This window comes from Bacteroides sp. MSK.20.82 (assembly GCF_019052485.1).
In the GTDB taxonomy this organism is placed as follows: Bacteria; Bacteroidota; Bacteroidia; order Bacteroidales; family Bacteroidaceae; genus Bacteroides; species Bacteroides thetaiotaomicron.
The window spans coordinates 359184-380329 of record NZ_JAHQUN010000001.1 but is presented as its reverse complement, the minus strand read 5'-3'; the positions used below and the strand labels follow the sequence as shown (position 1 = coordinate 380329).

Sequence of the window (21146 nt, the reverse complement as noted above, 5' to 3'; positions counted from 1 at the left end):
GTAAACCGTTTAATACAAAAAAAGGGAAACATGAAATACGGAGTTAACAAAGAAATCTTACTTATCACAGCAGGCACCGTCTGGATTATCGCCGGTGCCAATATCTTGCGAATAGGCATCGTTACATGGCTTAATAACTCCGAAGGCTGGATGTTCAAGATAGGAGAAGCAACCATCGTCTTTCTGCTGTTCTTCGTATTAATCTTCAAAAGACTCTATTACAAGCATACTCAAAGGATCGAACGGAAAAAGGAACAGAAGAACTGCCCTTTCTCCTTCTTCGATGTCAAAAGCTGGATCGTCATGATCTTTATGATCTGTATGGGCATCACCATCCGCAGCTTCCACCTGTTGCCCGAAAGTTTTATATCTGTCTTCTACACAGGACTGTCCATCGCACTGATCCTGACCGGCGTACTCTTCATCCGTTACTGGTGGCTGAGGCGCAAGACGAATCCGGTGTAACAGGAAAGCATCTATATTCCAATAAAATATAAACTTATAATAAATTTTATTGTGCTGTCCGGCAAGGCAAAAAGAATTCTGTCTTTTTATTGTATCTTTGCGCGACCAAAAAAATAAAGAAATGATTCCAACCCAACAGGATATTGCCGAATTCACCCGCTTTCAACGAAACGAGATAACAGAAAGCATCTTATATGAACGGCTCGCATCTATCGAAAAAGACGAGAATAACCGCAAAACGCTCCGACTGATAGCAGCAGAAGAAAAGTCGCATTACGCTATCCTCAAGAAATATACAGGAAAAGAAATCGGTCCGGACTATAAGCGTATCGCCCGTTTCTACTTTCTGGCACGCATACTAGGTATCACATTCGCCATCAAATTAATGGAGTCCAGTGAGGAAAATGCCCATAATAATTATGATAAATATGCCCATATACCGGACCTACAACGGCTGGCACATGAAGAAGAAGTGCACGAGCAAAAGTTGATTTCACTTATCAATGAAGAACGGCTGGAATATATGGGATCGGTCGTACTGGGACTTAATGATGCGCTGGTTGAGTTTACAGGTGCACTGGCAGGTTTCACACTTGCCTTGAGTGACAGTAAACTGATAGCACTGACCGGCAGTATCACAGGGATAGCCGCTGCACTGTCAATGGCATCTTCCGAATATCTTTCTACCAAATCGGAAGGGGATGATAAGAAACATCCGGTAAAAGCAGCTGTATATACAGGAATCGCCTATCTGATCACGGTAGTGTCACTGGTTACTCCGTTTATACTGATCAGCAATGTAATCGTAGCTTTGGGAGTGATGCTGACCATGGCACTTATCATCATTGCCCTTTTCAACTACTATTATTCCGTAGCCCGTGGAGAAAGCTTCCGAAAGCGGTTTACGGAAATGGCTGTACTCAGTTTCAGTGTGGCAGGTATCAGTTTCCTGATAGGATACGCTCTAAAGACATTTACCGGAATCGATGCCTGAAATCAATAAAGCATCCGACATCATTGAAGGTCCGGTAGTTACATAATAAAGAAACCTAAACCACCAGATTAAATAATAAAGCGTTATATTTAGAATGAAGAAAGCTCCATCTCCCCTCATATCACTATTGCCCATTGTCGTATTAGTGATATTACTATTCGCCACCATTCGTGTATTTGGCAGTGATGCCCTCAATGGCGGAAGTCAGATATCGCTGCTTACTACCACCGCCATTTGTATCCTTATCGGCATGGCTTTCTACAAAATCCCTTGGAAAGACTACGAACTGGCAATCACGAACAACGTGGCAGGAGTGACAACAGCCATCATCATCTTACTGATTATCGGCGCATTAAGCGGTATCTGGATGATTAGCGGAGTAGTGCCCACTTTGATTTATTACGGGATGCAGATTATCCATCCCAGTTTCTTCCTGACATCCACCTGTATTATTTGCGTATTGATCTCCGTTATGACCGGAAGTTCGTGGACAACGATCGCCACCATCGGTATTGCTCTCATGGGCATCGGAAAGGCACAGGGATTTGAAGAAGGCTGGATTGCGGGAGCTATCATCTCCGGTGCCTATTTCGGCGATAAGGTTTCTCCTTTGTCCGAGACGACCATATTGGCGGCATCCGTCACGGACACGCCCCTCTTCCGTCATATCCGCTACATGATGATTACTACGGTGCCCTCACTGATCATTACACTGATTATATTTACGGTAGCAGGACTGTCTCATGACGCCAGCAATACCCAGCACATCGCAGAAGTAGCAGCTGCCCTGAACGAAAAGTTCCATATCACCCCGTGGCTACTGATTATACCGATAGCAACAGGCATATTGATTGCACGGAAAGTGCCTTCCATCATTACCCTGTTTCTGTCCACTCTATTGGCAGGCATTTTCGCTCTGATCTTCCAACCGGATTTGTTGCGGGAAATTTCGGGGGCTGCTGTTTCCAACTTCGACTCCCTGTTTAAAGGACTGATGATGACCATCTACGGCAAGACAAGCCTGCAGACCGACAATGCTGTTTTGACAGATTTAATTGCCACCCGTGGTATGTCGGGAATGATGAATACCATCTGGCTGATATTATGTGCCATGTGTTTCGGCGGGGCAATGACAGCCAGCGGTATGCTGGGAAGCATCACATCGCTCTTCGTACGTTTCATGAAGAAAACGGTCAGCGTCGTATCGGCTACCGTCTGTTCGGGGCTTTTCCTCAATCTGGCAACTGCCGACCAGTACATCAGCATCATCCTGACCGGTAATATGTTTCGCGACATTTATGCTAAAAAAGGTTACGAAAGCTGCCTGCTCAGCCGGACCACCGAGGATTCAGTAACCGTTACATCCGTACTGATCCCATGGAATACCTGCGGAATGACGCAGGCTACCATTCTGAGTGTGCCTACGCTGGTGTATCTCCCCTATTGCTTTTTCAACATTATCAGTCCTTTAATGAGTATCGCTGTCGCAGCTATCGGATATAAAATTGTAAAACGCCCGTGAACAATCTGGCATACACTTTGTTTTTGCAATAAACGAACAACGTATTAAACCTAAACAAAAAAAAGTTATGAAAAAGTTTATTGCATTATTAGCATTAGTTTTAGTAAGTGCGAGCACAATGATGTATGCACAGGAAAGTAACGCAGCCATCCGCCGCGCAGACAGAAAAGCAGAAAGAGACGCAGAAAGAGCAAAACTTCGCGCAGAAGAACAGGTACAGGACATGGCAGCCTACCAGCAGGCTGTACAGGCTTTGAAGAACAAACAGTTTGTTCTGGAAGCCAATCAGGTGATCTTCCGTAACGGTATGAGTTCCTTCGTGACTTCCAACACTAACTTCGTCCTGATGAACGGAAACAGAGCCACTGTACAGACAGCTTTCAACACTCCTTATCCCGGCCCTAACGGTATCGGTGGTGTGACTGTAGACGGTAACTCTTCGGACATGAAGATGAATATCGATAAGAAAGGAAATGTAAACTGTTCATTCAGTGTACAGGGCATCGGTATCTCAGCTCAGGTATTTATTAATATGAGCAGCGGTAACAACAATGCTTCGGTATCTATCAGCCCGAACTTCAATAACAACAACCTGACGTTGAACGGTAACATCGTCCCACTGGATCAGTCAAACATCTTCAAAGGACGTGCCTGGTAATCCGAACAGAAGAATATAAGAATAACTCCGCTACAAATCGCGCAAAATGCGTACATTTGTAGCGGAGTTTTTTTAATTGATCATTATGAGGGAATATATCATCGCAGATAATCAGGATATCAGCAAGGCAGGAATGATGTTTCTGCTAAGCCGGCAAAAGGATGTATCCGTTCTTTTAGAAGCTGACAACAAGGCCGAACTGATTCAGCAGCTGCGCCTGTATCCGCAAGCGGTGGTTATTCTGGATTATACCTTATTCGATTTTGCCGGAGCGGACGAACTGATCGTCCTGCAGGAGCGGTTTAAAGAGGCCGACTGGATTCTGTTCTCCGATGAGTTAAGTATCAATTTTCTCCGGCAGGTATTATTCAGCAGTATGGCTTTCGGAGTAGTGATGAAAGATAACTCAAAAGAGGAAATCATGTCCGCCCTGCAATGCGCTTCACGCAAACAACGATATATCTGCAATCATGTCAGCAATCTGCTGCTTTCGGGAACGGCTTCTTCCGCCGCATCCCCTGCAACGGTGGATGATCATCTGCTGACGCAGACAGAAAAGAATATCCTCAAAGAAATTGCACTGGGGAAGACGACAAAAGAAATAGCGGCAGAAAAGAACCTCAGCTTTCATACAATCAACAGCCACCGAAAGAATATCTTCCGGAAGCTGGGAGTCAACAATGTGCACGAAGCTACCAAGTACGCGATGCGTGCAGGGATTGTGGATTTAGCGGAATACTATATTTGACAGCCGGTTCAGTTCTGAAAGGGAACAGCCTATCGGGTTATCTCACCACTTCCTACACATATCCCCGCTTCTTCATCATAAATCACCCCGAACTGACCGGGAGCAATGCCCTGCAACTTCTCAGAAGATAAGATACGGAACTGACCGCCCTCTTCCTGTACCAGCTTTCCCTTCGTAAATTCGGGAGTGTGACGAATCTTGAAGGTAATATCTATCTCCTTTCCGGCATCTTTCCACGGATTCTCCGTAATAAAGTGGAAATCATTGATACGGAACTCACTGCCAAACTGCGTTTCGACTCCATATCCATGAGAGACATAGATGATATTTTCCTCAACATCCTTCTTGATCACAAACCAGGGACCGCCACTCAATCCAAGTCCTTTCCGCTGTCCGATCGTATGGAACCAGTAGCCGCGATGCGTGCCCACTTTCTTTCCGGTTTCCAGTTCTATAATCGCCCCTTCCCGCTCTCCCAGGAAACGACGAACGAAATCATTATAGTTAATCTTTCCCAAAAAGCAAATTCCCTGACTATCCTTTCTTCGGGCACTGGGCAATCCTGCCCTGCTTGCGATTTCGCGTACTTCCTGCTTCATCAGTCCGCCGATAGGAAACATCAGTTTGGAAACTTGCAGGTAGTCTATCTGGGCCAGGAAATCCGTCTGGTCTTTAACAGGGTCTTTGGCTGTTCCAAGCCACGTCTTGCCGTCCTGCCGGATGGTAGTGGCGTAATGCCCTGTCGCCGTAAAATCGAAATTCTTTCCGACCTGCTGTTCGAAACAGCCAAACTTTATGAGTTTGTTACACATCACATCCGGATTCGGTGTCAGTCCTTTCTTTATTTTATCAATCGCGTAGGCGGCCACATTCTCCCAATACTCCTTATGCAAATCCACGACTTCCAAGGACAAACCATACTTACGGGCAATGGCAGTGGACATTTCAATATCTTCTTCGGCTGAACAATCCATATACTCCGCCCCGTCCATACCTATTTTGATATAGAAAAGAGTCGGTTTGTATCCTTGCTCACAAAGAAGGTGAACGACAACAGAGCTATCGACACCTCCGGACAATAATGCAGCTATATTCATCATCATAATTATTCGTTAAACAACAAAAGTTGTGCTAAGATGCCAATGTATTAATCACCGACAAATTAGCACATCAGCAAATCTGTTTCATTAAATCTTTATCAAAGTCAGGTTACGGTCCATCCAAAAATCATTTACTCTATATCACTCTCTTTGGATTCTAATTATTCTCTCTCTATTTATATGAATACCTATTGATCATTTTCGATGTTGCAAAGATAAGGCGGGATTTGCTAACAGCCTATCACATATTGAAGGCATTTTTATACCATAAATGTGGTAGATAAGCAAAGTATTTCCTACATTTGCACACTGAAAAGCTTTTTAAGATGACGAATTTACGCAAAATACTACTTATACCTGCCCTGATCGTCGTATCTGTCAGCAGCTTCTTTTCGTGTGGTGTGGACCGCTGGCCGGAATATGCCCACCTGACTGAACTGGATACATGGATGTATGATATCATGCAACAGAATTATCTGTGGTATCAATATATGCCTGGCTACGATGAAGTAAACCTGTTTCAGGACCCTGCCACCTTCTTATCCAAAGCAAAATGGGACAAAGACAGCTACTCTTTTGTAGATTCTGTCCTGGAAGCTCCGTTGCCAACCTATGGATTCGACTACTCGCTCGTCAAGAGTCAGGATAACGATACGGCATACAATGCCTTGATTACTTATGTTATCCCCGAATCACCCGCCGAAAAAGCCGGACTCCAACGCGGTGACTGGATTATGAAAGTAGACACTTCCTATATCAGCAAGAAGTATGAAACGCAACTACTGCAAGGTACAATAGCAAGAGAACTTTCGATGGGGGTATGGAAAGAAGTCGAGGAAGAGCCCGAAGAAGGGGAAGAAGTACCGGAAGAACCGGTTATGGTGTATAAAGTAGTGCCGAACGGTGTCACGCTGGATTTGGGAGCCGCCCAGTCTATAGAAGACCAACCGGTACATAAATACAAAATTCTGACTTTAGACAATGGTGCTAAAGTCGGCTATCTGATGTACAACAGCTTCACCGCCGGAACCAATAACGATCCGGAGAAGTATAATAATGAATTACGTAAAGTCTCAACGATATTTCAGGAAGCCAACGTACAAGCCACTATCCTTGACCTTCGCTATAACGAAGGAGGATCGCTGGACTGTGTTCAGTTACTTGCCACCATCCTTGTGCCAAATGCAAGAATGGGCACTCCGATGGCTTATCTGGAATATAACGACAAGAACTTGGACAAAGACGCGACCATCAATTTCGATCAGGAGGTGCTGAAGACCGGTGTCAATCTGAATCAAAACACTTTGGTAGCAATCACCAGCGGAACAACAGCCGGAGCAGCAGAAATGCTACTGACCAGCCTATACAAAGAGGATCAGGCTCCTAACATTATTGTCATGGGTAGCGCAAGCAAGGGACAAACAGTGGCTACAGAGCAATTCATCAACGAAACCTACCGTTGGTCTGTCAATCCGGTGGTATGCACCGTTTACAACTCCGACCATGATGCAGGCGAAGACGCATTCGTGCTTGTTCCCAGCGATAAATTCAAAATAAGCGAAACGTCTATTAACGGGACCACCGATTACAGCCAGTTCCTTCCTTTCGGCAATCCTAAAGAAAGAATGCTAAGCATAGCCATCCAGACATTGGAGGGAACCTATCCGCCGAAAGACGAAGACAAAGAAGAAGAAACTCGAGGTACCAAGAGTATTAAGATAGAAAAAAGTGTCAGCAGTCCTGCCAGCAGAAGATTTGCCGGAGGGTTACGGATTAAATAAACAAGTATGAAAAAGATAGCACTTCTGGTGTGTGCGATAGTAATGTTCGGTTGTTCGGATGATGAAGAAAAAGCAGGCACAGAAGTTCCTGACCCGGAAATAAGCAAGATGCTGTTCTCCGAATTTTGCAAGTCCGATGGAGCCGGGGTATCTGACGTTACTAAAGAAGAAGAGTTTCACTACGAAGATGCCTGGCTGACCGGTTATACCTACACGCAGGAAGTTTCGATAGCGGACTTGACAGAGATCATCAGCCATCCGCTTACCATCCAATACGGAAGCAACAGAAGCAGTGTTACTTTCACAGACGAAATAGGGACTGAGCGTAAATACACCTTAAACGAAGAAGGATACGCCACGCAATGCGAATATGCTTCTCTTGATCAGAAGAGACAATATACTTTTTCATATACGGAAGGCTATCTGACACAAGTGAATGAGAAGATTATGCCCCGGGAAGGAAGCAGCGATGCAGTTATCTCGCACACTCTTTCTCTACAGTATGACAAGGGCGATTTAATCTCCACCACCTCTCCTTCACTGCCTAATGAATCATCCACCGGATACGGAGAGCTTCAGACTAATTATGAAGCGGGAGAAGACATCAATTATTATCGCCTCCCCTGCATGCTGGTGGCAGATACTTATCCCCTCTCCTTCCATCGTGAAGCCTTGTTTGCCGGCATGCTCGGCAAACCGACTCAGCACCTTACTACCGCGTCCTGCCCCAATGAGCCGAGTGACACATACACCGAAAGAACCGAATATACCTACAACTTTGATAAAAACAAGAAACCTGTCAGTCTAAAGATCAGTACTAAATATAGCAATGGTAAGAGTACATCTTATCTGAATCGCACGATCTCAATTACGATTGAATAACCCGATTCTTGTCAAGAGCAGAATTATAGATTCTTAACTCCGACTGGCCTTTTCCGCTACATAAAAGCCTGTTTATCGAAACAAAGCCTCCGTTTTCACCTAACAAAGCATCTGATTACACTTAACATAGTATGTAATTTGCCTTAACATACCTTCTAATTCTTCCCGACATACCTTCTAAATTTCAATAAGCACCGAGCTGAACCACTCCCAGCACCGATCTGAACAGTTTCTCACCAAGTAGTACACAAAAAAAAGGAGAAAGTTTTCACTTCCTCCTTCTATCGTAGTTTAATTTCAATCTACTATATGATTATGTCTCCAAAGATACGACATCCGGATGCAAAAGTCAAGCTTTTCCGGTTTTATTTCCTGAAGAATTTATCAAAGAATAAAATCTGGTAATCGATAGCGTTATTCCAGTATTCTCCGGTATGTCCTCCGGGACGGGTGATAAAGTCATGATCGATCTTCTTTTCCAATAAGCGGTTGTGCAAATCCTTATTCACTTGAATGAAGAAGTCAGCCTCGCCACAATCAAAGATAATCGCTAAATCCCCGTTCTGAATCTTATCAATCTGATTGATTACAGTATGCGTGTCCCATATTTCCTTGTTGGATTCATAGTCCCCCAAGCGTTTTGCCATATCCCAGTTCTTCGGGAACGGGCGAATGTCTACGCCTCCACTTGTACTTCCACAAGCGCCAAAGGTATCTTTATGACGGATAGCAGTCCACAGACCACCATGTCCGCCCATACTCAGACCGGTAATGGCACGCCCCTTGCGGTCGGTGATTGTCTTGTAATGTCCGTCGATATACTTCACCAGTTCCGATGAGACAAAAGTTTCATATCGGAAAGACGGGTCTTTCGGACTGTCCCAATACCAGCTGGTACTTCCGTCCGGGCAAACAAATATGATTCCTTTCTCATCCGCGATCTGAGGCAGATTCGGTTTAATCTCAATCCACGTCTTGGCATGTCCGCCAAAACCATGCAAGAGATAAACAGTAGGACACGCCGTAGCTTTCTTTCCCAATGCCGCATCCGGAGTGACTACTACTACCTTGATGTCCTTGTTCATGGAAGGACTTTTCACTAATAACGTATCTACTTTGGCAGCAAAAGAAGACGCTGCCCCAACTAACAAAAGAGCGATTAATAGAAGTTTTTTCTTTTTCATTGTGTTTATAATATGTTTAGATCCAATCATTCTTCGTCTTCTCCCGAAGGTTGAAATTCGGCAACAGGTGTCTCAAAAGTCTGATGACACTGCTGGCAAGTATATTCCCAATGATTGTCCCCCGGAGGCGCCGCTGCCAGCATGGAAAGTACAGCCGCGCCAACAGCACGCAGTTTGTGTCCTTTTCTCAATACGAATTTAATATCGGACGAACCGCAATAAGGACAGAGCGTCAGTTCTTCGGGCCAGCTTTGGTTCTGCCTCAGCACCTGAACGGCTTTCTCATAATCTTCATCCGCTACCAGGATATCCACTCCCGCAATACTGCTCACGCAACTTTTATACAAAGTAGAAAAGTTCTCATTATGCAGAATAGATTCAATGCCCTCATTCTCCAGCGCCCCTTGAAGGATATGCGCCTTCATCGCGTCATTACAGGTAATCAATTTTACGGTTTTCATACTTAACCAGATTTTATTATTCCCACAAAAATAGAACATAAAATTGAAATGTGAAACTATTTTCCATTAACTTTGCAGTCGCTAAACTACAAATAACATGAAAAGACTACTGTCGCTTCTGCTGTTTTGCAACATAACCATATCCTTCCTTCTGGCACAGCCTGTCCACCAAGTGAAGGGAACAGTCATTGATAAATCCAGCCGTCAGCCATTGGAATTTATCAATGTAATGATTGTCGGACTCAATAAAGGCGGAGTGACGAATGCCGAAGGTAAGTTCTCGATCGGGCAAGTACCGCCCGGCATCTATCGCCTGCAAGCGTCCGCTATCGGATACAAAACTGTCACTACCCCCGAATACATACTTTCGACCAGAGACCTACATATACAAATAGAGATGGAAGAGAATCAGACGGAACTGGAAGGAGTGACCGTCACCGCCTCCCCTTTCCGCCGGGACATTGAAAGTCCGGTCAGCCTGCGCATCATCGGACTGCAGGAAATAGAAAAAAGTCCGGGAGCCAACCGGGACATCTCACGCATCGTACAGTCTTATCCGGGAGTTGCCTTCTCACCGATAGGATACCGTAACGACCTGATCGTACGCGGCGGATCGCCTTCCGAAAACCGCTTTTACCTGGACGGAGTAGAGATCCCTAATATCAACCATTTCAGCACACAGGGAGCATCGGGCGGTCCGGTAGGTATCCTTAATGCCGACCTGATACGGGAAGTGAACTTCTATACCGGAGCCTTCCCGACAGACAAAGGAAATGCGCTCAGTTCCGTGCTCGACTTCAAATTGCGCGACGGGGACATGGAACGCAATTCCCTGAAAGCTACTCTCGGAGCTTCCGAAGTCTCCCTTGCCTCCAACGGACATTTGGGCAAAAAGACTTCCTATCTGGTTTCCGTCCGTCAGTCCTACCTGCAATTCTTGTTTGATATGCTCGGGCTGCCCTTTCTGCCGACTTTTACGGATGCGCAATTCAAGCTGAAAACAAGGTTTGACGCCCGGAATGAATTGACTGTACTAGGGCTGGGCGGCATTGATAAGATGAAGCTAAACACCAAAGCCGACGATGAAGACAACGAATACATCCTCAGTTACCTGCCTAAGATTCAGCAGGAGACGTTCACTCTAGGTGCCGTATACCGGCACTATGCGGGGGCACACGTGCAGTCAGTCGTTGCCAGTCACAGTTATCTGAACAACCGGAACACCAAATATCAGCAGAACGACGAAAGCGATCCGGATCGTCTGATGCTCCGCCTCCGCTCTACGGAACAAAATACTCAGCTCCGTCTTGAGAACAGTTCGTCTTTCCGCAACTGGAAAGTCACAGTCGGAACCAGTCTGGACTATAGCCAGTATAGCAACACCACCTTTCAGAAGGTATACACCGACCGTGCGCAGACGTTCGACTACCACACCTATCTGGGCATCATGCGTTGGGGACTTTTCGGAACAGTCAATTACACCTTCATAGACGAGCGTTTTACGGCTTCTCTGGGACTGCGTGCCGATGCCAACAACTACTCGGCAGCCATGAAAGACCTGTCCGACCAGCTCTCTCCCCGCCTGTCACTCTCCTATCAACTGACGGAGCACTGGTCGCTGAGCGGAAACGCAGGACTCTATTATCAACTGCCTCCCTACACCGCTCTCGGCTTTAAAAACAATAACGGACTCTATGCCAACAAGTATGCGCTCCGCTATATGCAAGTCAGCCAGGGTAGCATAGGACTGAACTGGAGAAAGGGCGATACCTTCGAAGTATCCGTCGAAGGATTCTATAAAGATTATGACAAAATTCCTCTTTCCGTAGCCGACGGCATTCCGTTGACCTGCAAAGGAAACGATTACGGAGTGATTGGCAATGAGCTGCTTACTTCCACCGCACAGGGACGGTCTTACGGAGCAGAACTTCTCCTTAAATGGCTGGTCGCCAAGAAACTGAATCTCGCCTCATCTTTCACGCTCTTTAAAAGCGAATATCGTACTGATAAGGAAAGCGAATACATCGCTTCCGCATGGGACAACCGCTTTATTTTCAACTTGCGGGGAACTTACAATCTCCCCCGGCACTGGAGCGTCGGAATGAAAGTCAGCTGTATAGGCGGTGCCCCCTATACTCCTTATGATGCCGACAAGTCATCTCTGGTAACAGCCTGGAATGCGCAGGGAAAACCGTATTACGACTATACCCGATACAATGAAGAACGACTCCCGGCCTTCACTCAGGTAGATATCCGCATAGACAAAACATTCTATCTGAAGCGCTGTATGCTGGGTTTCTACATCGATCTGCAGAATATCGCGGGCAGCAAGCTGAAACAGGCAGATGTATTAATGAGCACCGGAGTAATCAAGAATCCGGACGCACCGATAGCCGAACAACGGTATGTCATGAAGTCCCTCAAGCAAGAAAGCGGTACACTGCTGCCGACTTTGGGAATCACGTTTGAATACTAACACTATATTATATAATAACAAACTAAAAATTCACTATGATGAAAAAACAAATTGCATTAGTAGCCCTGTTATTTTTGGGCATGAGTTGTTTTAACGCTTCAGCACAATTCAAGAAATTCAATTTAGGCAAAGCTATTCAAGCAGGAAAAGATGCCGCACAAGCACTCTCTCTATCTGACGCTGACATTGCTGCTATGAGCAAGGAGTATATGGAATGGATGGACAAGCATAACCCACTGACCAAACCGGACAGCGAATACGGAAAACGCCTGGAAAGACTGACCGGAAACATCAAAGAAGTAGATGGTATGAAAGTTAACTTTGGCGTATATGAAGTAGTGGACGTTAACGCTTTCGCCTGTGGTGACGGCAGCGTGCGTATCTGTGCCGGACTGATGGACGTCATGACTGACGAAGAAGTAATGGCAGTAATCGGTCATGAGATCGGTCATGTCATCCATACCGACTCTAAAGACGCAATGAAGAATGCATATTTCCGTTCGGCTGTAAAGAATGCGGCAGGAGCAGCCAGCAGCCAGGTCGCCAAACTGACTGACTCTGAACTGGGAGCAATGGCAGAAGCACTTGCCGGCGCACAATACTCACAGAAACAAGAGTACGAAGCAGATGCCTACGGCGTAGAGTTCTGCGTAAAAAACAACATCGACCCTTATGGTATGTACAAATCACTGAATAAGCTTCTCGAATTGTCCAATGGGGCTCCCGCATCTTCCTACATGCAGAGAATGTTTTCTTCACACCCCGACACTGCCAAACGTGTAGCCCGTGCTAAAGAACTGGCTGATAAATACAAACAATAAAAAAGACTCAAGATCAGAAATTACAAAAGAACATATTCCGAGAGCATTTACTTTGCAACCTCGGAATATGTTCTTTTGTTCTTAAACCCCCTCATTTCAAAGAATACATCACCATTCCGCACCAATTGTTTATTAAAAAATCATTAATATACAGCACATATTTGCATGATGTCGTGATTTCATGTAATTTCACGGCAATAATCATTTAAATCCATTTATGGAATTTCTTATCATACTTCTCTTACTTGTACTGAATGGCATCTTTGCCATGTACGAAATTGCGCTGGTATCATCCAGCAAAGCACGTCTCGAAACTCTCGCCGGAAAAGGCAACAAATCTGCACGTGGAGTACTGAAACAACTGGAAGAACCCGAAAAGTTCTTGTCCACCATTCAAATCGGTATTACCCTGATCGGTATCGTATCCGGTGCCTATGGTGGTGTCGCTATCGCAGACGACCTTGTTCCACTCTTCTCCCTCATACCGGGAGCGGAAGCCTATGCACGTAATCTGGCCATGATCACCACTGTGGTAATCATTACCTATCTCTCTCTTATCATCGGAGAGCTGGTTCCCAAGTCCATTGCCCTCAGCAATCCGGAACGGTACGCAACCTTGTTCAGCCCGATTATGATTTTATTGACGAAAGTCTCCTATCCGTTCGTCTGGCTGCTCAGTATCTCCACCCGCCTGCTGAACAGAATCATCGGCGTAAAAAACGAAGAACGCCCGATGACACAGGAAGAGATCAAAATGATTCTCCACCAAAGCTCCGAACAGGGAGTGATCGACAAGGAAGAGACGGAAATGCTGCGTGATGTGTTCCGTTTCTCGGACAAACGTGCCCATGAACTGATGACGCACCGCAGAGACCTTGTCATCTTCCATCCCGACGATACAAAAGACAAGGTGATGAAGACAATCGAAGAAGAACACTACAGCAAATATCTGTTGGTGGACGAGCGGAAAGACGAGATTATCGGTGTGGTATCCGTCAAAGATATTATTCTGATGGTAGGCAATAAAAAGGAGTTCAATCTGCGCGAAATAGCCCGCCCGGCTCTGTTTATCCCCGAAAGTTTATATGCAAATAAAATTTTAGAGCTGTTCAAGAAGAACAAAAACAAGTTCGGAGTTGTTGTTAACGAGTATGGTAGTACAGAAGGTATCATTACCCTGCACGACCTTACCGAAAGCATCTTCGGAGATATCCTTGAAGAAGACGATACGGAAGAGGAAGATATCGTCAGAAGACAGGATGGTTCGATGTTGGTGGAAGCCTCGATGAACATCAAGGACTTTATGGAAGAGATGGGAATCTTATCTTATGAAGACCTGGAGGACGAAGACTTCACAACCCTCGGAGGATTGGCAATGTTCCTGCTGGGCGGTATCCCGAAAGCCGGAGATATCTTCACCTACAAGAACCTGCAATTCGAAGTAGTGGATATGGACCGTGGACGGGTAGACAAACTGCTGGTCATCAAACGGGACGAAGAATAAAGAAAAAATAACCCGAGCAGTAAGCTCACTATATTTATATTAACTTAAAGCACTTAACGATGAAAAAAGTAATTATGTTAGCAGCAGTCGTAGCTGCTTTGGCATCTTGCCAGTCAAAAGCCAACAAAGCCGCAGAGGCAGAAGCAGACAGTCTTTCTATAGAAATGGCTCCGATCACAGAAGTGACCGAAGTTTATGAAGGTACACTCCCTGCTGCCGACGGTCCGGGTATCGACTACGTATTGACTCTGAACGCTGCAACTGACGGTGTAGATACCACGTATACACTGGATATGACTTACCTCGATGCAGAAGGTCAGGGTAAGAATAAAACCTTCTCTTCTAAAGGAAAACAACAGACTATCCAAAAAGTAGTGAACAAAAAACCTACCAAAGCTGTTAAGTTAACTCCGAATGATGGTGAGGCTCCAATGTATTTTGTGATTGTAAATGACACTACCCTGCGTTTGGTAAACGATAGCCTGCAGGAAGCTGTCAGCGATCTGAATTATGACATCATCAAGGTAAAGAAATAACAACCTAAACCCTAACCAGTAAAATCATCCTCGCTACAGCTATCTGTGGCGAGGATGATTTCGTTAAAAGGGAAGTCTGACACATCCCCCTTTTTATTTCTATCCCAATACTCCTTCTCCCTCCTGCAGGCGTTTCAGACGAAGCAATGCCTCTATATAATAATAGTCTGCATAGATAATAGAAGCGTCTATCTCCGAATGAGCCGGCCAATGGCCTGTGCTATGAAGCAGGAAAGCCGGATTACTTTTACCGCTCTGATAATTGTCGGAACTCAGGCTTGTCAGCATTTCGATAGCGGCATCCTTGTAGTGTTTGCCCTTCCCATTGGGGAGATAGGCAGACAGTTCGAGCAGTGCGGAAGCAACTACGGCAGCCGCCGAAGCATCACGCGGAACATCGGGTATGCCTGGAGCACTGAAATCCCAATAAGGTACTTTGTCTTCGGGCAAGCGTTCCAGATAGACATCAGCTACTTTCTGCACAAAGTCAAGGTATTTGGGATCTTTCGTTTCACGATAGACTACGGTGTAGCCATAAATAGCCCATGCTTGTCCACGTGCCCACATTGTGCTGTCCGCATATCCTTGATGAGTCACTCCTTTAATCAGGTTACCTGTAATAGTATCATATACTGCTACATGATATGAGGTATAGTCCGGACGGAACTGACACTTCATAGTCTTGTCGGCATGAGATACAGCGATGTCGTATAAGTAAGGATTCCCCCCGTTCTTTGCTGCCCAGAAAAGCATCTCAAGATTGATCATATTGTCCATGATGGTATTGTGGGGCCAGTTGCGGGGTTCTACTTCCCGCGGCCAGGACAGCATCGTGCCGACTACCGGATTAAACAAAGTAGCCAATGAATCGGCTGTGTCCAGAATCACTTGTTTGTAAGCGGGATTCTTGGTCAGGCGATATCCGTTGCCGTAGCTGCAAAAAACCAAAAAGCCCAGATCATGATCATAAGCCGGAATGCGGGAAAGGAACTCTAAGGATGCCGTAAACTTTTCGGCTTCTTCCAGTATATGCTTGTCTTGTGTATACTCATAATCATACCACAACACTCCCGGCCAGAAACCGGCACACCATTCTTCCTTCGTTGCTTTCCGACAGTTCCAATGATGTTCGTCTGCCATGACATTACGTGGCATCATTGTATAGTCTATACCCGAGTCTCCTTTCAGTTCTACCAGTGAACGTTGGGTCTGTTCCGCGCAATAATCCAGAGCTTTATTCACATCCAACGTACCGGAAGTCCGATGGGCACATGCACAAAAGCCTAGTACTACAACCAACCCTGCTACAATCTTCTTCATTTTTTCGTTCTATATCTTCGTGTTAGTTTCTTATTTTTTATTCTCACTTATTCTTTCTTATCATTTAGTTACCCGGAACCAGTCTACATCCGCCCATCCGCGATTTCCGTCATTAGGAGTGACGCAGAATAAACCGACTTTCGCTCCTATCCACTTTCCCTGCCGGGCAGTAAAAGGTTCTCCCGCTGCTGTATACTTCTTTCCATCGAGACTATAGGCAAAGGTGCAAACGGCTCCCTTGGCAACCTTTACCCGTAAGTAAACGGTCTTCCACTCATTATCAGCCACTCCCGGCATTTTCAGATATTCCACCGGAAAACTCGCCAGTTCCTTCACTTGTTCGGGGTGCTGTTGTTCCGCATCTTTGCATACGACTTGTTGCAGGATAAACTTGTCGCCGGCTTTACGGACAGACAAATAACTATAATCCCATCCCATTACTATCATTCCGGCTTGCTCTCCATCCTGCTTGGCGGTAAACGTCAGCTTGGTAGTAGCCGTAAACTCTTCAGCGGGAAACTTTTGCAGCAACAGATTAGGCACTTCCCAAAAGTTCACGAACTCTTTGGAAAGGCTGCCTGCATAGAGCCGGATATATCCCAGATCGGTCGTAAATCCGTAGGTATCCTGTTTGTTGGCATGCCACTGCCACTGTAATCCCAAGTGCCGTGTATCGAACTCGTCACTTTCCGGAGGAGTAGTTACCGGATACATCTTTCCGACATTCGGCTTTTTATAGGTGGTGACAGGTTCTCCGCAACCGTCTTTGTCTTTATCTACTCCGATCACAGGCCATTCATTCACCCATTTCATCGGATTGAGATGAATAACACGTCCGTAAGCCCCTTGATCCTGAAAGTGGACGAACCACGATTCTCCTGTATTTGTATCTACCCAGCCCCCCTGATGCGGACCGTTGATGGTGGTCTTCCCCTGCGCCATCACGATCTTTGATTCATAGGGACCATAGATATTCTTTGAACGAAGCACTAGCTGCCAACCGGTAGCTACTCCGCCTGCCGGAGCAAAAATATAATAGTAACCATTTCGTTTATAGAGCTTCGGTCCTTCTACCGTATGGTTCTTCCCGTCATTTCCATCGAACACCATTACCGGATCGGAGATCACTTCCGTTCCTTCCGCATTCAGTTCGCAAATAACCAGAATGCTGTTCACTCCGCTGCGGCTGCCGGCATAAGCATGTATCAGATATACTTTCCCGTCCTCGTCCCAAAGTGGCGTCGGGTCGATCATTCCTTTTCCAGCTTTCACCAATACGGGTTTGCTCCATGATCCTTTCGGATCTCTGGTCTTTATCATGTAGATTCCATAATCCGGATCGCCCCAATAAATATAAAACTCTCCCTTATGAAAGCGGATAGCAGGAGCCCATACACCTTTCCCATGCTGCGCTTTATCGAAAAACTCTTTGGGTTCCTGTACCGGCAACGCATAATTCACCAGCGACCAGTTTACCAGATCACGGGAATGAAGTATAGGAAGTCCCGGTATGCAATTAAAACTGGAAGCCGTCATATAGAAATCATCTCCTGCCGCACATACGTCCGGATCGGAATAGTCGGCATAAAGCACAGGGTTCTGATAAGTACCATTGCCTTTATCAGCCACCCAGGTCTGGGATATTTCCTGTGCACCCGCCCAAGTACAGCAAGCCATCATTCCTGCTATAAACAGAATCTTTTTACGCATATTACCTTACTAATAATTTCATTCAAACATACTAATCGTTATTCCTAAAAACAGGTTCTTTTTACCTTATATTAAAACCAATCTTTCAAAAACTGAATCCTTTATCTCTTTTCAACAATCTTATTACTGACCTATTTGCTTATATATACGAAGGGGATCAGGTAAATACCTAATCCCCTCGCAAAAATATTCCAAAATGTATCGTCATTCCCGGTAATACATCAATGTGCCGAAACCTAACTGATCAAATCCACCGCTATTCGGTCCATAGTTTCCACCACCTCCGTCGGGGCGCATTTGCTCTGCCCACTTCCCGCTGTAAATGGAAGATATACCTTTTGCCTTGCAATATCCATAGAACAGTTCCCATGCCGGTCTTTTCGTTCCGCGCTGGTCTGTAGATATAGTTGTATTGGTATAAGACGGATTTGAATAGGAAGTATAGGGGAAAGAATTGGAATCATATACAAAATCATCACCAACTAATGTTCCTTTATTGAAGGCTTCATCTTTGATCAGATTGTACTTGCCTACATACTCAGCCATTGCTACTGCCCTATAATTATCAAAAGCAAACAGGTCCTCACCGATACTATAAGCCATCTGACAGAATGCCCCCATCAATGACACACACAATGTCGCATGCCCTTGGTCACGTCCCGACTCTTCACACTGTCCCAAAATCTCATCAGAATCCGGATCCTGATGCAAAAAAGGAACTGCATTTTTGATATTTCCAGCTTCTTTATATCTTCCTTCTTCATTCTTAAAATATACGATAGCTTGATTAATCAGCACATTATCATCACACAATATTCCAATGGAAAGAATAGATGTCATCTGAGCCAGATCCCAGTTTAGCCAGTAATGCATATTGCCCTGTCCGCCGTTATGATTCTTAAGGAACATATTGGAAACACTGTAAAACGTATCTTTCATCCAAGTCTTGAACTTCTCAAAATCATTCCTATCCCATCCGTTGTAATCTCTGAGCAATTCCGCCGCATTTGCCCACTGATGTGCCTGAATAGGTATCAAATATAAATTAGGGTCTGGAATATTATTAGTATAACCTTCCATTCTCAATATACCCTTGCAGTTCGTAGCCCATGCATTAAACAGTTTTACAGCAGCATCTGCAAATACGGTATTTCCCGACAACTGATAGCGGAGTGCCAGTTGGTAAGCAGCCGCAGCATCATACATACACGATGTGTAATTAGAGTAATCCGGATATTTACCCGACCAATTATTCTTATCCATTCGTTTCAAATATCCATCAAGCAAAGCACTCGTTTTTTCTGTATAAGAACTTTGCGCATAATCGCTTGCTTCCAGTTGAGCGTAGGCATCTTTCCAGGGCGATCGTGTCAGATTACTTTTTACGCGATCAATATCGGCCTGTGTATGAAGCATACAAGGATGCTTCAATGGCAAATAGTCTTTCTTAACCATATCTTCTTCAGGACTTTTCAAATCACTGAATTTACTGGTATCCCCATTGGGAATTTCACTACTGCAGGACATCATACCAAATGCTATCACAAAGCTAAAGAATAAGCTTATATATTTCGTTTTCATATTTCAGATTTATTTGTTATTTTCTTTTTCTACGTAAACTTTTAAATCTTCCAATGTCTTGAAAGTACGTACCCAATATACCTTATAAGAATAAGGTTGTACAGTAACGTCCGCTATCTTCAGCTGGAAAGTCGTCAACTTATCCGATGGAGCATCCGTTGGAAAATAGGGCTTAGCCTGCAAATCATAATATATAACCTGCGAATCTTCAGCCAAAACTCCGGTCGGATTGTTACCATAATCACCTTTGTTCGTATCCAACTTAAGACTTCCGTTACCCGGCACATCCATTCTAAAGGCAAGATAGCGGTAAGTTCCTATATTCAAGACAACCGGACGGTCATTAGAAGCCATCTTTAAGTCTGCCCTATATTTGCTGTTCGATTGCAGAGACATATTTACAGTCATACCTTCAGCATCAAAATTGACCGAAGCGGGCGTTTGTCCAAATCCCCATCCCAGTGCTTTCAGTTCATCCTGATTACGAACATAAGATAGTGACAATGAGACTACTCCTTCACCAACTACTTTGACAGCTATCGATGCTGATAGTCCGGACAATGGATCCTGAGCTATAATTTCGGCTTCACCTGCACCCACAGCAGTTACCAAGCCATCAGCATCCACTGTGGCAACTCTGTCATTGGTAGTACTCCAGCTTAATAATCCAACCGATGCATCAATTGGTTCCAAAAGACAATTTATCAGAGTCTTATCTCCTATCATCATATCATATCCCGGTTCACTTAATGTGATTTTATCAATAGGAATCACTTCTTTTACTGTTACTACAGCCGTAGCAGTCAATTGACTACCATCTTGACTTGAAACTGAAATATTAGCTGTTCCAGGCTTTTTCCCCGTTATCGTACCATCGTCCGCTACCGTTGCAACTTCTTCATTATCACTTTTCCAATCAAACACATTATATCCGTCTGAAGGAGTCACATTGACAATCACTTTCTTATTTGTTCCTTCAAACAGTTCCACGTTTTCAAGCTCTATAGCTGTAGCCACCGGCATTACTTGGACTTCTATTGTTTTGAGAGTCTCAAAGGCGGTACTCTGAGACAAATTAATATATGCTTTTCCGATCATCTTAGCCGCAACCCTACCGTCCTGCGAAACAGACACCACATTTTCATCCGATGATGTTAAAGTAATCTCCGGATTCGTCACATTCTCCGGAACCGGCTTATAATCTAAAACAAAATCCATTCCTACAGCTAAAGGTAGTGATGAACCTACATTTACCTCTATATCATTCATTAGTTGCGCCTCATTCATAGCATCACCATATTCCTTATCGCCACATGAAGCTACTGACAGTAATAAGCTTAGCATCCCAAGACCTACTGACATCCATTTTACTGATAAGAAAGCTATATGTTTCATATTTTTTC

The 21146-nt window shown here is 44.8% G+C and carries 18 protein-coding genes; 11 read left to right on the top strand and 7 right to left on the bottom strand.

The genetic code is table 11. The annotated features are described in order from the left end of the window. The first annotated feature begins 30 nt into the window (after positions 1-30). The 5 genes from KTR07_RS01595 (at position 31) to KTR07_RS01575 (ending at position 4387) form a co-directional block, all read left to right on the top strand. A complete protein-coding gene (locus KTR07_RS01595) occupies positions 31-465 on the top strand; it encodes a hypothetical protein (RefSeq protein WP_008760478.1) in 435 nt (144 codons plus the stop codon). A gap of 121 nt (positions 466-586) precedes the next feature. Further along, a complete protein-coding gene (locus tag KTR07_RS01590; RefSeq protein ID WP_008760477.1) occupies positions 587-1459 on the top strand; it encodes a VIT1/CCC1 transporter family protein in 873 nt (290 codons plus the stop codon). 94 nt (positions 1460-1553) lie between these two features. After that, positions 1554-2981 (top strand): Na+/H+ antiporter NhaC family protein, encoded by a 1428-nt coding sequence (locus KTR07_RS01585; protein WP_117981221.1) that lies wholly within the window; start codon positions 1554-1556, stop codon positions 2979-2981. A gap of 67 nt (positions 2982-3048) precedes the next feature. Continuing rightward, positions 3049-3639, top strand: coding sequence for a DUF4251 domain-containing protein (locus KTR07_RS01580; protein WP_008766721.1), 591 nt, complete (start codon positions 3049-3051; stop codon positions 3637-3639). Between the two features lie 85 nt (positions 3640-3724). Further along, positions 3725-4387: a response regulator transcription factor gene (locus tag KTR07_RS01575; protein ID WP_008760474.1), complete on the top strand. Its 663-nt coding sequence runs from the start codon at positions 3725-3727 to the stop codon at positions 4385-4387. A 29-nt stretch (positions 4388-4416) separates the two neighbouring features. On the opposite strand, the gene mnmA is transcribed toward KTR07_RS01575, so the two are convergent. Further along, positions 4417-5484 (bottom strand): tRNA 2-thiouridine(34) synthase MnmA, encoded by a 1068-nt coding sequence (gene mnmA, locus KTR07_RS01570; protein WP_011107145.1) that lies wholly within the window; start codon positions 5482-5484, stop codon positions 4417-4419. Between the two features lie 329 nt (positions 5485-5813). Here mnmA and KTR07_RS01565 point away from each other — a divergent pair, with 329 nt between their 5' ends. Both KTR07_RS01565 and KTR07_RS01560 read left to right on the top strand, forming a co-directional pair. Continuing rightward, complete coding sequence (locus tag KTR07_RS01565) at positions 5814-7268, top strand: S41 family peptidase (protein WP_048692724.1); 1455 nt, start codon at positions 5814-5816, stop codon at positions 7266-7268. Between the two features lie 6 nt (positions 7269-7274). Further along, entirely contained in the window at positions 7275-8150 is an 876-nt protein-coding gene (locus KTR07_RS01560; RefSeq protein ID WP_117981222.1) for a DUF4595 domain-containing protein, read from the top strand. 365 nt (positions 8151-8515) lie between these two features. Here KTR07_RS01560 and KTR07_RS01555 read toward each other — a convergent pair whose 3' ends face one another. Then, on the bottom strand, positions 8516-9334 hold the full coding sequence (locus KTR07_RS01555; protein WP_008766725.1) for an alpha/beta hydrolase family protein: 819 nt from the start codon (positions 9332-9334) through the stop codon (positions 8516-8518). Positions 9335-9360: 26 nt separating this feature from the next. Beyond that, the gene (locus KTR07_RS01550) at positions 9361-9795 is read right to left on the bottom strand and encodes a DUF2007 domain-containing protein (RefSeq protein WP_008760469.1); all 435 of its coding nucleotides are present in this window, start codon (positions 9793-9795) and stop codon (positions 9361-9363) included. Positions 9796-9892: 97 nt separating this feature from the next. On the opposite strand from KTR07_RS01550, the gene KTR07_RS01545 reads away from it, so the two are divergent. From KTR07_RS01545 to KTR07_RS01530, 4 genes are all read left to right on the top strand, one after another. Continuing rightward, a complete protein-coding gene (locus KTR07_RS01545; protein WP_217315023.1) occupies positions 9893-12271 on the top strand; it encodes a TonB-dependent receptor in 2379 nt (792 codons plus the stop codon). A 38-nt stretch (positions 12272-12309) separates the two neighbouring features. Next, complete coding sequence (locus KTR07_RS01540; protein ID WP_032813850.1) at positions 12310-13092, top strand: M48 family metallopeptidase; 783 nt, start codon at positions 12310-12312, stop codon at positions 13090-13092. A gap of 217 nt (positions 13093-13309) precedes the next feature. Beyond that, positions 13310-14596: a hemolysin family protein gene (locus KTR07_RS01535; RefSeq protein WP_117981224.1), complete on the top strand. Its 1287-nt coding sequence runs from the start codon at positions 13310-13312 to the stop codon at positions 14594-14596. A 59-nt stretch (positions 14597-14655) separates the two neighbouring features. Then, the gene (locus tag KTR07_RS01530) at positions 14656-15132 is read left to right on the top strand and encodes a copper resistance protein NlpE (protein ID WP_008760465.1); all 477 of its coding nucleotides are present in this window, start codon (positions 14656-14658) and stop codon (positions 15130-15132) included. A 99-nt stretch (positions 15133-15231) separates the two neighbouring features. Here KTR07_RS01530 and KTR07_RS01525 read toward each other — a convergent pair whose 3' ends face one another. The 4 genes from KTR07_RS01525 to KTR07_RS01510 all read right to left on the bottom strand — a co-directional run bounded on the left by KTR07_RS01525 (position 15232) and on the right by KTR07_RS01510 (position 21138). Continuing rightward, positions 15232-16452: a glycoside hydrolase family 88 protein gene (locus KTR07_RS01525; protein WP_011107138.1), complete on the bottom strand. Its 1221-nt coding sequence runs from the start codon at positions 16450-16452 to the stop codon at positions 15232-15234. 60 nt (positions 16453-16512) lie between these two features. Then, a complete protein-coding gene (locus tag KTR07_RS01520) occupies positions 16513-18162 on the bottom strand; it encodes a glycoside hydrolase 43 family protein (protein WP_055228983.1) in 1650 nt (549 codons plus the stop codon). A 204-nt stretch (positions 18163-18366) separates the two neighbouring features. Next, positions 18367-19743 (bottom strand): alginate lyase family protein, encoded by a 1377-nt coding sequence (locus KTR07_RS01515; protein ID WP_008766732.1) that lies wholly within the window; start codon positions 19741-19743, stop codon positions 18367-18369. 9 nt (positions 19744-19752) lie between these two features. After that, on the bottom strand, positions 19753-21138 hold the full coding sequence (locus tag KTR07_RS01510) for an Ig-like domain-containing protein (RefSeq protein WP_113748625.1): 1386 nt from the start codon (positions 21136-21138) through the stop codon (positions 19753-19755). Positions 21139-21146: the final 8 nt, after the last annotated feature.

What these genes read in the sequence shown, in the direction of transcription:
- KTR07_RS01595 (WP_008760478.1), top strand. Translation starts at nt 31, where the DNA reads ATGAAATACGGAGTTAACAAAGAAATCTTACTTATCACAGCAGGCACC.
- KTR07_RS01590 (WP_008760477.1), top strand. Translation starts at nt 587, where the DNA reads ATGATTCCAACCCAACAGGATATTGCCGAATTCACCCGCTTTCAACGA.
- KTR07_RS01585 (WP_117981221.1), top strand. Translation starts at nt 1,554, where the DNA reads ATGAAGAAAGCTCCATCTCCCCTCATATCACTATTGCCCATTGTCGTA.
- KTR07_RS01580 (WP_008766721.1), top strand. Translation starts at nt 3,049, where the DNA reads ATGAAAAAGTTTATTGCATTATTAGCATTAGTTTTAGTAAGTGCGAGC.
- KTR07_RS01575 (WP_008760474.1), top strand. Translation starts at nt 3,725, where the DNA reads ATGAGGGAATATATCATCGCAGATAATCAGGATATCAGCAAGGCAGGA.
- mnmA (WP_011107145.1), bottom strand. Translation starts at nt 5,484, where the DNA reads ATGAATATAGCTGCATTATTGTCCGGAGGTGTCGATAGCTCTGTTGTC.
- KTR07_RS01565 (WP_048692724.1), top strand. Translation starts at nt 5,814, where the DNA reads ATGACGAATTTACGCAAAATACTACTTATACCTGCCCTGATCGTCGTA.
- KTR07_RS01560 (WP_117981222.1), top strand. Translation starts at nt 7,275, where the DNA reads ATGAAAAAGATAGCACTTCTGGTGTGTGCGATAGTAATGTTCGGTTGT.
- KTR07_RS01555 (WP_008766725.1), bottom strand. Translation starts at nt 9,334, where the DNA reads ATGAAAAAGAAAAAACTTCTATTAATCGCTCTTTTGTTAGTTGGGGCA.
- KTR07_RS01550 (WP_008760469.1), bottom strand. Translation starts at nt 9,795, where the DNA reads ATGAAAACCGTAAAATTGATTACCTGTAATGACGCGATGAAGGCGCAT.
- KTR07_RS01545 (WP_217315023.1), top strand. Translation starts at nt 9,893, where the DNA reads ATGAAAAGACTACTGTCGCTTCTGCTGTTTTGCAACATAACCATATCC.
- KTR07_RS01540 (WP_032813850.1), top strand. Translation starts at nt 12,310, where the DNA reads ATGAAAAAACAAATTGCATTAGTAGCCCTGTTATTTTTGGGCATGAGT.
- KTR07_RS01535 (WP_117981224.1), top strand. Translation starts at nt 13,310, where the DNA reads ATGGAATTTCTTATCATACTTCTCTTACTTGTACTGAATGGCATCTTT.
- KTR07_RS01530 (WP_008760465.1), top strand. Translation starts at nt 14,656, where the DNA reads ATGAAAAAAGTAATTATGTTAGCAGCAGTCGTAGCTGCTTTGGCATCT.
- KTR07_RS01525 (WP_011107138.1), bottom strand. Translation starts at nt 16,452, where the DNA reads ATGAAGAAGATTGTAGCAGGGTTGGTTGTAGTACTAGGCTTTTGTGCA.
- KTR07_RS01520 (WP_055228983.1), bottom strand. Translation starts at nt 18,162, where the DNA reads ATGCGTAAAAAGATTCTGTTTATAGCAGGAATGATGGCTTGCTGTACT.
- KTR07_RS01515 (WP_008766732.1), bottom strand. Translation starts at nt 19,743, where the DNA reads ATGAAAACGAAATATATAAGCTTATTCTTTAGCTTTGTGATAGCATTT.
- KTR07_RS01510 (WP_113748625.1), bottom strand. Translation starts at nt 21,138, where the DNA reads ATGAAACATATAGCTTTCTTATCAGTAAAATGGATGTCAGTAGGTCTT.